General features: G+C 29.4%; 15 protein-coding genes. 3 read left to right on the forward strand and 12 right to left on the reverse strand.

Features of this window, described 5'->3' with window-relative positions; genetic code table 11:
* Positions 1 to 964: cache domain-containing protein (locus tag AJ886_RS04960; RefSeq protein WP_222548775.1), on the reverse strand; the 964-nt coding region annotated here is incomplete at its 3' end.
* A 236-nt stretch (positions 965 to 1,200) separates the two neighbouring features.
* Between AJ886_RS04960 and AJ886_RS04965 the strand changes: the two genes are divergently transcribed.
* Genes AJ886_RS04965 through AJ886_RS04975 form a run of 3 tightly spaced genes read left to right on the forward strand, consistent with a single transcriptional unit; the run spans position 1,201 to position 3,739 of the window.
* On the forward strand, positions 1,201 to 2,076 hold the full coding sequence (locus AJ886_RS04965; protein ID WP_070233931.1) for a metal ABC transporter solute-binding protein, Zn/Mn family: 876 nt from the start codon (positions 1,201 to 1,203) through the stop codon (positions 2,074 to 2,076).
* 12 nt (positions 2,077 to 2,088) lie between these two features.
* Positions 2,089 to 2,943, forward strand: coding sequence for an ABC transporter ATP-binding protein (locus AJ886_RS04970; RefSeq protein WP_070287295.1), 855 nt, complete (start codon positions 2,089 to 2,091; stop codon positions 2,941 to 2,943).
* Positions 2,936 to 3,739 carry a metal ABC transporter permease gene (locus AJ886_RS04975; RefSeq protein WP_002870414.1) on the forward strand — a complete coding sequence of 268 codons (804 nt, stop codon included), beginning with the start codon at positions 2,936 to 2,938 and terminating at the stop codon, positions 3,737 to 3,739. The genes AJ886_RS04970 and AJ886_RS04975 overlap by 8 nt, the downstream gene beginning before the upstream one ends.
* On the opposite strand, the gene AJ886_RS04980 is transcribed toward AJ886_RS04975, so the two are convergent.
* The 11 genes from AJ886_RS04980 to AJ886_RS05030 form a co-directional block, all read right to left on the reverse strand.
* Positions 3,728 to 5,056, reverse strand: a complete 1,329-nt coding sequence (locus tag AJ886_RS04980; protein WP_070287297.1) for an McrC family protein — start codon at positions 5,054 to 5,056, stop codon at positions 3,728 to 3,730. The two genes, AJ886_RS04975 and AJ886_RS04980, sit on opposite strands and share 12 nt — an antisense overlap.
* Positions 5,049 to 6,824: an McrB family protein gene (locus AJ886_RS04985; RefSeq protein WP_070287300.1), complete on the reverse strand. Its 1,776-nt coding sequence runs from the start codon at positions 6,822 to 6,824 to the stop codon at positions 5,049 to 5,051. The genes AJ886_RS04980 and AJ886_RS04985 overlap by 8 nt, the downstream gene beginning before the upstream one ends.
* A 45-nt stretch (positions 6,825 to 6,869) precedes the next feature.
* On the reverse strand, positions 6,870 to 7,292 hold the full coding sequence (rimP, locus tag AJ886_RS04990; protein ID WP_070287302.1) for a ribosome maturation factor RimP: 423 nt from the start codon (positions 7,290 to 7,292) through the stop codon (positions 6,870 to 6,872).
* Positions 7,282 to 7,644, reverse strand: coding sequence for a 30S ribosome-binding factor RbfA (gene rbfA, locus AJ886_RS04995; RefSeq protein ID WP_002778650.1), 363 nt, complete (start codon positions 7,642 to 7,644; stop codon positions 7,282 to 7,284). Before rbfA ends, rimP begins: the two co-directional genes overlap by 11 nt.
* Positions 7,641 to 10,256, reverse strand: coding sequence for a translation initiation factor IF-2 (infB, locus tag AJ886_RS05000; protein WP_070287304.1), 2,616 nt, complete (start codon positions 10,254 to 10,256; stop codon positions 7,641 to 7,643). Before infB ends, rbfA begins: the two co-directional genes overlap by 4 nt.
* Entirely contained in the window at positions 10,243 to 10,500 is a 258-nt protein-coding gene (locus AJ886_RS05005) for a DUF448 domain-containing protein (protein ID WP_002870410.1), read from the reverse strand. Before AJ886_RS05005 ends, infB begins: the two co-directional genes overlap by 14 nt.
* Before the next feature lie 24 nt (positions 10,501 to 10,524).
* A complete protein-coding gene (gene thrB, locus AJ886_RS05010; RefSeq protein WP_002870409.1) occupies positions 10,525 to 11,403 on the reverse strand; it encodes a homoserine kinase in 879 nt (292 codons plus the stop codon).
* 8 nt (positions 11,404 to 11,411) lie between these two features.
* Entirely contained in the window at positions 11,412 to 11,813 is a 402-nt protein-coding gene (locus tag AJ886_RS05015; protein ID WP_070287347.1) for a tRNA threonylcarbamoyladenosine biosynthesis protein TsaB, read from the reverse strand.
* Positions 11,814 to 11,851: 38 nt separating this feature from the next.
* On the reverse strand, positions 11,852 to 12,736 hold the full coding sequence (lpxC, locus tag AJ886_RS05020) for a UDP-3-O-acyl-N-acetylglucosamine deacetylase (protein WP_070287307.1): 885 nt from the start codon (positions 12,734 to 12,736) through the stop codon (positions 11,852 to 11,854).
* Positions 12,736 to 14,109, reverse strand: a complete 1,374-nt coding sequence (locus AJ886_RS05025) for a M23 family metallopeptidase (protein WP_070287309.1) — start codon at positions 14,107 to 14,109, stop codon at positions 12,736 to 12,738. The genes lpxC and AJ886_RS05025 overlap by 1 nt, the downstream gene beginning before the upstream one ends.
* A gap of 79 nt (positions 14,110 to 14,188) precedes the next feature.
* Positions 14,189 to 15,016 carry a prephenate dehydrogenase gene (locus AJ886_RS05030; RefSeq protein ID WP_002860956.1) on the reverse strand — a complete coding sequence of 276 codons (828 nt, stop codon included), beginning with the start codon at positions 15,014 to 15,016 and terminating at the stop codon, positions 14,189 to 14,191.
* Between the last annotated feature and the right edge of the window lie 39 nt (positions 15,017 to 15,055).

Raw genomic sequence — 15,055 nt, forward strand, 5'->3', positions numbered from 1 at the left:
TTTGGATAGCTGTAAGTGGAGAGAGATATTTTGATACGATGAAATAAAGGAGGATGACGCTAATAATACTTGTAAAAATAACAATCGCAGTTTGTATAAATGCAATTTTATAAACTGGAGCTTCTATTTGTTCTACTGGTTCTCCAACGCAAGCAGTATAAATTCCAGAAACTTTTGCACACACAGCAAATCTTTCACTATTATCTTTTGGTCTAGTATACTCAAAAGGTTCAAAATCTTTCTTGGTTTTTGCAAGATTTGCAATTGCACTAATATCATAACCTTGTTGTAAAAGAGCTTTGTCTGTAGAAACAAATACTTTATTTTCTTCATCAAATACAAAAGTTCTACCTGGTAAATTTTCAAATTCAGCTTGCAAATCTGCTGCAAGAACATCTACGGCCAAAACTCCTATAAATTTACCATCTTTATAAAGCGGAATAGAATATGTAAAGCAAGGTAAATTTGTAGTTACATCAATATAAGATGGGGTAATATAAAGTTTATTTGTTTTAACTGCTTCTATATAATATTCTCTTGTTCTAGCATCATAATTATCAGCTTTTCCATAAGTTCCAAAATCTAAATTTTTAGCATCAGAGTCTGGATCGCTTACAACAAGTTCGCCACTTGGTTGAGCAATATAAACTGCTAAGAATCTTCCAGCATCTCTAAAATTCTTTAAATCTTTTCCAACATAATGCATTAAAGCATCTTGACTATCTAACTGTTCTACAGGATGCTTTAAAATACTTTTAGCCAAACTTTCAAGAGCTAAAGAATTTCTTGCCTTAAAAGACTCCATAGAATTTTTAGCCGTTTTAACATAATTTATTTCAGCATTCACAACTTCATGAAAAATTGCTTGCTTTACAAATATAAATGTTACAACACCTAAAATTATCAAACACACTACTGCGATTAAATTTGCAATCAGTGAAACCTTCAATTTTACGCTTTTCATAATTTAAGCGCTCCTTTCTAATATTATTTTATAGGGATATTTACATAAAGTTTTATAATTATAAATTAAAAAATTTAAATTTTTACTTAAATTTAAAAGTTATAAAAAATTAATTTAATTAATATTAAATTAATTTATATTTATTATTTTTATTTAAAGTAATATCGCTTCGAAAATTCTATGTATTAAGCTTAATATCGTTATAATTTAGAAAAATTTATATCGAAGGAAATATTTTGAAAAAAATTATATTATTTATCTTATCTTTAGGGATATTTTATACTTTCACACAAGCTAAAAACTTCGAACAAGATCAAAATAACAACAGCAATTTAGTTAGTGTCAGTATAGCACCTCAAGCATTTTTTGTTAAAAAAATAGCTGCAAATACTCTAGATATCAATGTTATTTTGCCCCCAAATAGCAATGAGCATAATTTTGAATTTAAACCAAGCACTATGAAAAAACTTGAAAAAAGTGATATTTATTTCACCATGGGCTTAGAATTTGAGAAAGTTTTTACGGATAAATTTAAACAAAATTTTCCAAAACTTCAAGTTGTAAATATGCAAAAAAACATAGCTTTAATTCAAACTCATGACACTCACGAACACTCTCATGAACATGAGCATTTTGATCCTCATACTTGGTTAGATCCTATTTTAGTCCAAACTATGGCTTTAAATATTTATGACACCTTAATTCAAAAATATCCACAAAATAAAAATTTATATAAACAAAATTTAGATAAATTTTTAGCAGAATTAGATAGTTTAAATTTACAAATTGCCTCAAAATTAGAAAAATTAAAAAATAGAGAATTTGTAGTTTATCATCCTTCTTGGACATATTTTGCAAAACGCTATAATCTTACGCAAATTCCTGTAGAAATTTTAGGCAAAGAACCAAAAAGCAAAGATTTGCAAAACCTTATTACTCTAATAAAAGATAAAAATTTAAAAGTCATTTTTGTTCAAAATGGATTCCCTGAAAATGCAGCAAAAACACTTGCTAAAGAATGTAATGTAAAAATTTACAAAATAGATCATTTATCTTATGATTGGGAAAATGAGCTTTTAAAAACTGCTGATGCCTTTTCTCATAATTTATAATCAGGCTTTTTGATGCTTTTTTTTGAAATTTCTAATCTAAACTACGCTTATGACAATGAAATCATCTTAAAAAATATCAATCTTAGCTATGACAATAAAGACTTTCTCTCTATCATAGGTCCAAATGGCGCAGGAAAATCAACACTCGTAAAACTTATCTTAGGACTTTTAAAATCCAAAAATAAAATCCATTTCAAAGCTCTTCAAAGAAAAGAAATAGGCTATGTTCCTCAACACACTCTAGCCAATCCTAATTTTTGTCCAAGAGTGCTTGAAATCGTTCTTATGGGACTTTTAAGTAAAAAAATTTTTGGTTTTTATGGGAAAAAAGATAAAGAAAAAGCTATGCAAGCTTTAAGAAGCGTAGGAATGGAAAAATTTTGGAACAAAACAATTGATTCTCTAAGCGGAGGACAAAGACAACGTGTTTTTATCGCAAGAGCCTTAGCTAGTGAATGTAAGATGCTTATTTTAGATGAACCTACCGCAAGCATTGATAACAAGTCTGCTATACAAATTTTTGAACTTCTAAGCTCTTTACACCAAAAAGGCATGGGAATTTTACTCATTTGTCACGATATCAACCTTGTATTAGCTTATAGCGATAAAATTGCACATTTAAACAAAGAACTTTTCTTGCATACCAACACTAAAGAAAAAGAAAAAAGTTCATTTTTAAAACATTTATACGAAAACCACTCTCATTTTTGTGATGTAGAAATGAGTTTAAATACTTGTTTTTGTGATGAAGAAAATTGCGATAGTAAAAAACTATGCGAACAAGAATTTACAAGAAGAAATTTGAAAAAAACAGAATTTAAAAAAGAAAATTTTTGTTTAAAATTTTCAAAGGAAAATAATGCTTGAAATTTTAAATTTCACCTTTTTTCAAAACGCTTTACTAGGAGCGATTTTAGTTAGTATAGCTTGTGGGATCATAGGTACTTTGGTGATGATAAATCGCCTTTTTTCTATGGCTGGAGGTATAACACATGGAGCTTTTGGTGGTATAGGTATAGCTTTTTATTTCTCTTTGCCTATTTTATTAAGCACGGGAATATTTACTTTATTTTTGGCTTTTTTAGTAGCTTTTTTAGCTAAACACTATGAACACAGAAGTGATAGTATTATCGCTGTAATCTGGGCTTTTGGAATGGCTGTTGGGATTATTTTAATCGATTTAAGCCCTAGTTATAACACAGATTTAATGGCTTATCTTTTTGGAAGTATTTTAGCTGTAGGAACACAAGATTTATGGCTTATGGCTTTGGTTGATAGCGTGGTGGTTCTTTTGATCTTTTTATTTTATAGACAATTTGAAGCATTAAGCTTTGATGCGGAATTTGCAAAAGTTCGTGGTATCAATACAAGTTTTTTTCATTATCTTTTAATCGCCCTTATGGCTTTTTGTATAGTTATTTCTATACGCCTTGTAGGGCTTATTTTGGTTATGGCTTTGCTTAGTATCCCAAGCTTTATTGCTGAAAATTTCACTAAAAGACTTGGCTTTATCATGATTTTGGCAAGTTTTTTAAGTATGATTTTTTGTGTTTTAGGACTTATACTTAGCTATTATCTTAATCTCTCAAGCGGTGCTTGCATCATAGCTGTAGCTTGTTTTAGTTTTTTAGTGCATTTGATAGGCAAATTTTTAAAAAGGTAAAGGTGCAAAACACACTTGCACTTTTATATCTTTTTGCCCTTGTTCTTTAAAATACAAATGTTCGCTTGCTTTAAAAACAAAAAATTTTTCTGCGATTTTTCTTTGTAAATCTTGAGTTTTTTCACATAAAGGATACACAAGTTTAATATCATAAATTTTAAATTTGCAAGCATAAGCAAACATTTGATATAAATCGCTTTGTTCTATGCCCTGCTTTTTATCTTCATCACTATCTGGAATTTTCCACTTGGTATCTAAAATCATTTTATTTTCTATATATAAATCAGGCTTTAACATGAAACAATTTTCATCATTTTTTGAGATTAAATACTTTCCATTGTTTTGAACTTTAATATCTTGAGTTGGATTTGCTTTTTTTAGCATATAAGCTACATAATCTTCAAAAATTTTCTCCATAGGAAAAAGCAAAGCAAAAGCTTCATTTTTACCATGATAAGGCATAAAACTTTCATTTTTTAAGAAAATTTTACACCACAAAAGCAAGTTTTCATAATAATCAAAATGTCTTGAAATTTTATAACTAAAATCTTTTTCATAATTTTTAGAAAATTCTACCTCATCGAGCATTTGCATAGATTTTATAAGTCTAAATTTATTCAAACTTGTTTTGGATTTTAAAAAATTTAGCGTTGATTTTATCAAACGATTGGGTGCTATATCTAAAACAAACTCATCATTGCTTGTAAAAAATCTTTCTTTGTGTATCAAATTTTGCTTGATATGCTTGTTAAATAGTAATTTTCCCTTTAAAAAAGCCCTATTTTCTTCGCAACTTAGATAAGATCTCATCAAGCCTTTTTTATACACGCTATCAAATTCATCTAAAAACATAGTGATAAACACTTCAAATAAAGGAATTTTAGAACTTTGCAAAGATGAAATTTGCGATTTTTTAAAGGGGGAGTTTTTTAAGGTTTTTAGCATATTTATCAAAAGATTTTTGGGATTAAATTTAAAATCTTTTTCATAAAAATCATTATTTTTAGAAATATTGTCTAATTCATAGTATCTTTTTAGTTTTTCTTTATCGTGATTTGAAGAGCTATCTTCTTTTTTATAGCTATCTAAATTCGTGCATTTTGGCAAGATCTCCAAAACCCCACTTTTAGTCTGTATAATGCCGACATAATTTTTAGCTTTTAAGGTATTTTTATTTTTAAAGCCTAGAAGATTTTCATTATTTTTTGCAAAGTCTTCTAGCTCTTTATAAAACCCTTCGGCCTTTTCTTTGAAAATTCCTTTTAAATCTTCTTTAGAAAAAGCTTGGTATTCGATGATGGAAAAAGTGCTATTCATTTTCGTTTTTTAATTTATTTGCTATTTCATCATTATAAATTGCTTGATATATTTCTATTTTATCCCAAATTTTATCATCAAATGAAGCAATATTATAAATATTTCTCTCGCTATTAACACTATCTAGATTTTTTATTTTTTGAAGATATTTATCATCTTTTTTATCTTCAAAAATCATACCATTATCATTTAAAACCGCATTAATCAAAGCATAATCATTATAAAAATACTCTTGCAAAAGCGGGATGATTTTATTTTGAAAAACTTTTTTTAACTTTGAGATACTTAAAACATACCAATCTTCTTCATATTCATCTGGCTTAATCCAATTATTTTTATTAAATTTAACAGCTTCACTCATAAAAAATGCATGCCCTATAGTTTTTTCTCTATCTAATAAAAATTCAATTCTTTTATTTATACTTATTAAAATATTTTGAAGTATCTCTGCATAACCCTCTGTTTTAGCATCATCTCCTAAATAATCTTCGTCTTCATTTGGATTTTCTACATCTTTACAAATAAAAACATTATTAAGTAAATCAGAATTAGGCATCATCTCAACAAATTCAAAACGTCTTCTTAAAGCTGTATCAAGAGAAGTGATACTTCTGTCAGCTGTATTCATAGTGCCTATAATATATACATTGTTAGGCACTCCGAATTTTTCACCACTATAAGGCAAAGTTAATTCTAATGCTTCTTCATTTCCTAATCTCTTACTAGGCTCTATCAAGGTTATAAGCTCACCAAAAATCTTACTTACATTACCACGATTGATTTCATCTATAATGATTATATAAGGTAAATTTATTTTTTCATCTTTTTCTTTATAATCTTTTAAACCTTGTGATTTCAAATAGTTTAAGATAGCTTTAACATATGCTGAATTATATATTTCATCTATATTAGGAGTTTTATATAATTTTTCTATATTATCTATACTTACTGGATAGTCTTTATGATTTTTGCTCATATCATCAAATTTAATTCTAAATGTTTTTCCACCTCTATATTGAATAGAATATTTTGTATTTGGCAATTGAAAATATTTTTCAGGATTATTGGCATCTTCTTTTGTTTTTTCTTTCAAGTCATTTATATAAAAATTAAAACTTTCTATGTCATCTCTATTCTCCAAAGCTTTCTTGCAAAGCTCTTTAAAAATTCCATCTTTAACCTTATAATTAATTTGCGAATTTTCATCACTATTTAAACTAGGCTTTATACCTTCTACAAATTCTTCATATCCGTAGCTTTGATGAAAAGTGGTAAAAACTATTTTTCCATTTTTTACATACTCATCAAATTTTGCTTTTTTATCATCTCTGTTTTCTAAATTTTCACCTAAAATTTCTAAAGCTTTATCTATAGTATGATAAGTTTTTCCTGTCCCTGGAGACCCATAAAGAATTTGGTTTAAGGATATATTATTATTTATATTATCCTTTATAATTTTAAAATCATCTCTAGAAAATGTATTTTTTGGTATAGCAAAAAATTTGCAATTTTTATAATATCTATAAAATATTTCTCCATCTTTACTCATAGTTTTTAAATAATTAAGAATAGAAGAAGTCCATTTATCACCTTGACTTTTTGTGTGAAATTCATCTATAAATTTACCTTCTTGATAAACATACACACTCATACCGCCATTTTTTACAACTGCTTCTTTAAATTCATCTTCATCTTTTGGAAAATAATAATACACATTACCATTTTGATCTGTCTTACTTATTTTCCAATCACATTTATTTTCTAACATTGCATGCCTTTTGATTTTTTGTTTTTATTTTAATTATATAAATTTTTACCATTGTATGAAGGTTCTAGCTTTTTTTATATCATTAAAATTTATAGTAGTTTTTTCTTTATTTTCTAAATTTTCTAAAGTGATATTTTCATCATCTACAGCAATGATTTTTGCTTCAATTTTTTCTTTTTCATTGGTTGTGATCTTCACAAGTTCGCCTATACTTTTTACAAAGTGTTCTATCTTACTCAGTTTTCTTTCAAGTCCTGGTGAAGATACCTCTAAAAAATACTCCCCATTTACAGGTGGTTCTACATCAAAAATAGGCGATAAAATCTCACTAAGCCTTGCACAATCATCAAGATTTACCCCACCTTCTTTTTGCACATAAATTCTATAAATTTTTCTACCATTCTCACTTACTAGCTCATCATCATAAAAACTAAGTTCTGCTTCTTTACAAAGGACTTCAAGATTCATTTTTGTCCTTTTTTATTTTTTCAAAAAGTGCATCCATATGGTTTTGATACTCAAGTCTATCATCAAATTTAAAATGAAAATTCGGACACCTATACCAGCCCTGCTCACTCATGCAATAATTTTGTAAAGCTCTACTTGCTTTTTTTAAAGAAGATAAAATTTTTTCTTGCTCATGAACATTAAAAAACATCTTATCAAGATACACAAAAGCATCGTATCTGCCTTTTTTACACTCTACATCCACTACACACAAATTTTTCAAATTTTCATCATCTAAATTTGCCAAAGCTTCAGGGATCAGCTCTTTTAAAATACTTTCGGTGCGTAGTTTTTTAATCTCACTTGGATTCATAGACTTGCTTGTTCCTCTACTTCTTTATAACTTTCTATATAATCACCCACTCTCATATCATCACACCCTTCTATACCTACGCCACACTCATAGCCTTTTGCCACTTCTTTAGCATCATCTTTAAAGCGTTTAAGTGAGCTTACATTTCCTTCATAAACCACAACTCCATCACGGATAAGGCGAATTTTGGCTCCACGGTTAATCACCCCTTCAGTTACCATACAACCTGCGATTTGTCCGATTTTTGGTACATTGATCACTTGTCTAATCTCTGCTTGTCCTAATTGCTCTTCAGAAATAATCGGACTCATCATACCACCAAGCAAGGCTTTTACATCGTCTAAAAGATTATAAATCACATTATAGGTTTTAATTTCTACGCCTTTATCCTTAGCACGCTCTTTAACTTCCCCTATTGGGCGTATGTTAAAACCTAGTACTATAGAGTTTTCACTCGCACTTGCAAGCTCTATATCACTTTGTGTGATCCCTCCTACCCCGCTATGAATGATATTCACTTTAATCTCATCATTTCTAAGTTTTTCTAAACTTGCTTTTAAAGCTTCTAAAGATCCTTGCACATCAGCTTTTAAAATAACAGGTAAGGCTTTTAGATTGCCTTCTTTAATCTTAGCTCCAAGCTCATCAATGCTAACTTTAGTGGATTTACTAAGTTCTTTTTGGCGATTGTATTCGTGGCGTTTATTAGCGTATTCTCTTGCTTCTTTATCGGTTTTTACTGCGATTAAAATTTCACCTGCATCTGCTACTTCACTAAGTCCTACGATAACCCCACATTCACCTGGTTTGATTTCTTTTAAAGCTTTACCTTGATCATCACTCATCGCACGCACTTTTCCATAAGCCTCGCCTGCAACCACAGTACTTCCTACAGTAAGTGTTCCATTTTGCACGATGATAGTAGCTACCGCACCACGCCCTTTTTGCACAGAACTTTCTATAATGCTTGCTTTAGCAAAACTTTTTGGATTGGCTTTAAGTTCTAAAATATCAGCTTGTAAAAGCACGATCTCAAGCAAATCTTCAATCCCCATTCCTGTTTTAGCCGAAACTCCTACAAATTCATAAGATCCGCCCCATTCTACTGGCATGATTTCCATTTCTGCGAGTTGAGTTTTTACCATATCAGGATTTGCTGCTTCTTTATCCATTTTGTTAATAGCAATAATAATAGGCACACCTGCTGCCTTGGCATGATTTATCGCTTCTTTGGTTTGTGGTTTTACCCCATCATCTGCGGCCACAACAATGATTACAATATCAGTGATACTTGCACCCCTTGCACGCATAGCAGTAAAAGCTTCGTGACCTGGGGTATCGATAAAAGTAATTTTACGTCCATTTTTTTCTACCATATAAGCACCCACGTGCTGAGTAATACCCCCTGCTTCACCACTTGCAACGCGTGATTTTCTGATATAATCTAGCAAAGAAGTTTTACCATGATCAACATGCCCCATGATGGTAATCACAGGTGCTCTAGTCACTAAATCTTTTTCATCAGTCTCTTCTTCATAGTCTTTTACATAATCAAACTCATCAGCCTCGTTAATGATATTGATCTCTATACCAAATTCAGCAGCCAAAATTTCAATCGCATCTTCATCTAAGAAATCATTTTTTGTTGTCATCATTCCAAGCATGAAAAGTTTTGAAATCACTTCACTAGTGCTTTTTCCTATCTTATCAGCGAATTCATACACACGAATTTCTTTAGAAATAGAAACACTACTTACTTCTTCTACTTCCTTTTTTTCAATCTTTTTAGGTGGTTTTTTACGACTTCTTCTTTGAATTCCACCTTCAAGCCCAAAACCCGCAGAATTTCCAACAGCTTGTCTTATAAAATTAGGTTGTTTTTTATTGATATTTTGTGGTTTTTCTTGTTCTTTTACGCTAAAATCAGGTAACACTACCTCATCTTCATCATCTAAAGAAATATCACCAAAATCATGTTCATCTAAAAAATTCATTTTTTCGGTACTTTCTTTTTTACTCGCAACAAAAGATTTTTTTTCTTTTTTCTTTTTCTTTAAACTCTCATCAGCATTTGAAAACATAGTTTTTAAACTTAAGCGCTCTTCATTATTGATAGATATATCATTTGAATTTTTTACTTCTTCTTTTTTAACTTGAATTTCTTCTTCGTCTTTTTTCTTTTTAACAATGACAAGTCCGCGTCTTTTGGCTAAAGTTGCACTAGCAAGGCTTTGTGGCTTATGAGTATCAATAATTTCTTGTTTTTCTTCCTCTTTTGCATTTTCTTTTTCAACTTTTAATTCTTCTTTTTTAACTTCTTTTTTAAGCTTTTCTTCTTTTTTAGGTTCTTTTTTTTCAGATTCATTTAGCTTTTCTTGTTCTTTTATATTTTCTTTTTTAGGCTTTTTTGCCGTAGGAGTTTTGATATTTTTCTTAAAAGCTTCTGGAATTTCTCTTGTTTGTATATACTCATAAATAGCTGCTGCGATCTCAGGCTCTACAGCATTTGATGCTGTTTTAATTCCAAGTCCTAATTCATTTGCCTTTTCAATAATTTCCTTACTATCATAACCTAATTCTTTTGCGATTTCATGAATTCTAATCTTTGCCATTTAAAAATATCTCCTTAAGTCCTTGCTGAGTAATTTTAGTATTTAAATTTTTACATATTTTAGAAAATGCTTTTTGTAAGATTTTATCTTCTTTCTCAATACAATTTTGACATAAATATCCGCTTCTTCCATGTTCTGCTTTAGGCACAATATCTCCTAAAACAACTTTAAATCTAAATAACATATTTTGCTCAAAGCGGTTTTTACACACTATGCACATTCTAATTGGTATATGTTTTTTCAAAATTATATCTTTTTTTTATATTTTTTAGCAAATTTCAAAGCCATTATCATCAAATTCTAAATATTGCACACGAAAATCTTTAAATTTTGTTTGCATTTTCTTTGCTAAAGCTAAAGCATCATCTTTAAAAGCTAAAGAAAAAAAGCTCGATCCCGAACCTGAAAGTGTGCTCATTAAAGCTTTATTTTCTAAGGCAAATTTTTGCACTTTAAAAAGCTCGGGTAAGTTTTTCATACGATTGATTTCATGGAGTTTATCTTGACTTGCAAATTTTAAAAATTCATATTTTTTCTCCAAAAAACAAGCGGTTAAAAATGAAGCATGGGAAAGGTTGAAAACCGCATCATTAAAACTTAAATTTTTGGCCAAAGCTTGGCGTGATTGTTCTGTGCTCATTGCCAAATTTGGGATCACAACCACAGCAGCTAAATCTTTATCAATCTCTTTTTTGATACTATAAACTTTATTTTTTTCAACCAAAGAACACACAAAACCACCAAGAGTAGCTGGAGCGATATTATCTGGATGGTTTTCGTAAATTAAAGCTTCATCTAAAATACGTTCTTTTTCTACCTTAAATCCACTCATATAATAAGCACTGGCAATAGCTCCAACAATCACAGCTGAAGAGCTTCCTAACCCTCTTGAAAGAGGAATGTTATTTTGAAAAATAAAACGAAAATTATCTTTTTTTCCGCTTAGTTTTTCATAAATTTCATAAAAAATATTTACAAATATATTGTTTTTTTTAAGAAAAATATTATCACTACCCTCACCTCCAATACTAATGCTAAAAACACCTGATTTTTGGATTTGAGTTTCATTAAAAAGCTTTAAACTAAGTCCTAAACAATCAAAACCTGGCCCTAAATTCGCACTCGTAGCGGGAACTAAAATTTTCAAATTTCATCCTAAATTGCATCTAAAAAATAAAAGGGAAGATTATCATTATTTAGTTTAAGCTCTTGTAAATTTTTTGGTAAAAAAAACTCTGCTGGGATATTTTGCTCTAAACAAATTTCACCCTCCTTATATACAAAACAAAAGTTTTTATTTGCGCTTATAGGTTTATAGTCATTTAATTCAAAAGCACTCACCGCAAATAAAGGAATATTTTTCACTATACTTAAAGTACTCAAACTTACATAAGAAATTTTAATCCCCATATAAGAACCTGGACCATTAGCATAAATTAAACTTGTAAAATCATATTCTTTAAGCAATTCATCTAAAATTTTTGGTAAAAATTCGCTTGCTTTTTCTTCACTTTTATAAGTTTTTATAAGTTTATCATCTTGATAAATTCCGATCATTAAAGGCTTAGATAAAGCATTAAGCAAAAGAGAGGTTTTTATGCAAATACCTTTTCATAAGCTTTTTGGGTTGTTTTTTCAAGGCTTACAATTTCATAAGCATCTTTATCTTTTAAAACTTCTTTAGTGAGCAAATGATTTAAATGATGACTCCCAGCATATGAAGTATAATCTCCAAAAACACGATATCCAAGTAAGGTTAAATCTCCAATTGCATCTAAAATTTTATGTCTTACAAACTCATCTTTGAAACGCAAACCCTCAGGATTTAAAATACGATTTTCATCTACCACTATAGTATTTTCTAAACTTCCACCTAGTGCTAAATTTATACTCCTAAGGGCTTGAACATCTTTTAAAAAACCAAAAGTTCTAGCTCTTGCTATGTTTTCTATATAATTTTTTTTGCTGAATTCAAAATTGTAACTTTGTTCACCTATAACAGCATTGTCAAATTTAATTGTGTAATTAATACGGGGTTCTTTAGTAGGAGTTAAACGCACAAATTTATTACCATCTCTTACTTCTATAGGCTTTTTAATTACCATAATTTTTTTAGGCGCATCAAGTTCTTTTACCCCTGCTTCATCAAGCATCATACAAAAACTAATACTTGATCCATCCATAACAGGAGCTTCATTTGCATTTAAAACTATGCGTACATTATCGATTCCATAAGCATTAATCGCACTCATTAAATGCTCTATTGTAGAAATAAATCCACGATCATCTCCTAAAACAGTTGCCATTTGAGTATTGATCACATTTTCAGGACTTGCCTTATAACTTGCATTAAGATCACTTCTAAAAAATACTATACCACTATTTGCTTCTAAAGGCTCTAAAATAATTTCTATAGGTTCGCCCTTATGAAGTCCTATACCTACGCCTTTGACAGTTTTTGCTAAAGTTAATTGTTTCATTAATTTTTTCCTAAAATTATCTTTTTACCATCATTTAAAACATTGTAAATATTATTTTCTATCCATTTTTTATCTTGCCATTGTTCAGGACGCGTTTCAACTCCTTGAACCAAAACTCCAAAATGCAAATGATCGCCTAAGGCTAACCCACTTGTTCCTGTTTTGCCTATAATGCTTTGTTTATTAATCATTTCATCTAAATCAACATTTTTAGAAGAACAGTGCCCATAAAGACTATATACTCCAAAACCATGATAAACAATTAAATTTAAACCATAAATTCCATTTTCAGCAGCAAAAACAACCTTGCCTGCGTTATTACTTATGATAGGAGCTTGTGCTACGCTTGCTAGATCAAGCCCCATATGATAAGAATCACTCACAAATTGCCCATTATAAGAATAATACCTATGATCAGCAAAATCCGCTACTTTCATACCATTTTTAAGAGGTAAAAATAAACTCAAATCAAAATTATCAATTTTTTCCTCAGGTACTTTTGAAGTGATTTCATGGATAAGTTCTTCATTACTATTTCTTAAAGTTTCATTGACAAACTTAAATTTTTCATAACGATTGAGATTATTATCTTTTGGAGCGTATTGATTGGCTAAATTCTCAATCTTTCCATCTAAAAATTTATCCGTTAGATTGATATTTGAAACACGATATTTACGATTAATAAAATAATACCTTATACGTTCTTTTGAAATATTTCCCGCTTTATCCGTAGCGATAACAAATGCGCGAAATTCCTCATCCCTTGCATCCCAAGCAATCAAAGCCGCATAATACCCTTCTTTTACATAAGGTGTAACTTTAAAGATTTTACCTTTATTTGTTTCTATATACACCTTATCTAAATTAGCATCATCGGCCTTAAAAACAACTGCCCCAGCACCGCCTTGCTCGATTTGGTAAGAATTGCTTATGATATTGATTTTTGGAGCCGTATTATCTACTAATACCGCAATTTGTTTTCTTGCTTCATTGCCACTAAAAAAATTCCAAAAACTAGAATCTTTAGCTATCACCTCCAAAACAAAAGATTTTACATTTTCTTTGTAACCAAATTTTGGCAAAGCAACTTGTAAGGTAATATCTTTTAAATTAGAAATCTTTTCATCTGCTATAACCATTGCACTAGTATTGTCGTCTTTATGCAATATAATTTGTACATTTTTGATAGAACTTTCATCATCTTTAACATGCACTAAAATAGGTTTTTTAAGATCAGTATATACAACATCTGGCATTAAAATTTGAGGAGGATTTTTTTCAAAAATACTTAATCTTGAAATAAAAAAAATCAAAATTGCTATTAAAACTAAAATTAAAACAGATAAATAAGTTTTGCCTTTTCTTTTTGCCATAACCTTCCTTAAAAATTTTCAATGTTTTTGTTGTTTTTAGTATAAATTCTATTATATTTTCAGTAAATATCTAGCAAATTTATAAAATTTCTCTTAGAGTATTAGCCTGTTTCATCCATTCTCTTAATTCATCATTTTTGTCTAATTGTATCATTTGTTTACATCTCTCTAATTCTTGTTGAAAAAAATCAATAGAACTTAATAAGTTATCTTTATTTTGTAAAAAAATACTTTCCCACATTTGTGGCGATGATTTGGCAATTCTGCTCATACCTTTAAAAGATCCTCCAGCTAAATGAACAATATTTCTTTTATCCTCTTCTTTCATTACAAAATTTGCCAAAGAAAAACTTATAACATGAGGCAAATGAGAAATAATAGCAGCATGATGATCATGGGCTTTACTATCCATAAAAACAATTTTCATCCCTAAATGAGAAAAAATTTCTACTGCTCTTTTTTGATGCAAGTCATCAGCTATTTCACTATCACAAAGAACACAAACTGCATCTTTATAAAGCTCTTTAAAAGCCGCTTTTGGACCTGAATTTTCAGTTCCTGTCATAGGATGAGCAAAAAGAGTTTGTTTGATTAAATTCTTAGGCAAACTTTCTATAATTTTTCTTTTTGTACTTCCAAGCTCTATAATTGTTACATTAGAAGGCAAATCAACTAACTTTTGCAAAATTTCTATAATAGCATTAACAGGAGTTGCGACAAAAATCATATCACATAAAGCTAAATCTTTAAATTCTATAAGCTCATGAATAAGACCTAATCGCAGGGCATCTTTTTCATTTTCTTTACTTAAATCCATACCATAAACACAAGAAATAAGCTTATTTTCTTTCAAACAAAGCCCTAAAGATCCACCCATAAGCCCAAGCCCTATAATTGCTATTTTCATACTTTCTACCTTAGTTTTTTTGTTAAATTTTTTTTGCTA

Source organism: Campylobacter sp. BCW_6465, assembly GCF_001762815.1.
GTDB classification, from domain to species: domain Bacteria; phylum Campylobacterota; class Campylobacteria; order Campylobacterales; family Campylobacteraceae; genus Campylobacter_D; species Campylobacter_D jejuni.